Source organism: Nocardia cyriacigeorgica, from assembly GCF_010858045.1.
In the GTDB taxonomy this organism is placed as follows: domain Bacteria; phylum Actinomycetota; class Actinomycetes; order Mycobacteriales; family Mycobacteriaceae; genus Nocardia; species Nocardia cyriacigeorgica_E.
Genome location: NZ_JAAGVC010000392.1, coordinates 1 through 277, shown reverse-complemented (window position 1 = coordinate 277; position 277 = coordinate 1). Strand labels below are relative to the sequence as shown.

Sequence of the window (277 nt, the reverse complement as noted above, 5' to 3'; positions counted from 1 at the left end):
GCTCAAGGCCGAGCGAATCGGCGTGGACGGCGTCAGCATCGACGGGTTCGAATGCGCGGGCCACCCGGGCGAGGACGATGTTCCCGGCTTGGTGCTGATCCCGGCCGCGGCCCGCGAGCTGAGCATTCCGATGATCGCTTCCGGTGGTATCGCCGATGCCCGTGGTCTGGTCGCCGCACTGGCCCTCGGCGCGGACGGCGTCAACATGGGCACCCGTTTCCTGTGCACGCAGGAGTCGTGCATCGATCACATCGTCAAGGAGCGGATCGTCGCGGGC

Annotated in this window: 1 protein-coding gene; it reads left to right on the top strand. The window is 68.2% G+C overall.

Features of this window, described 5'->3' with window-relative positions; all coding sequences use genetic code 11:
- Positions 1-277: NAD(P)H-dependent flavin oxidoreductase (locus GV790_RS30160; RefSeq protein ID WP_163818198.1), on the top strand; the 277-nt coding region annotated here is incomplete at both ends.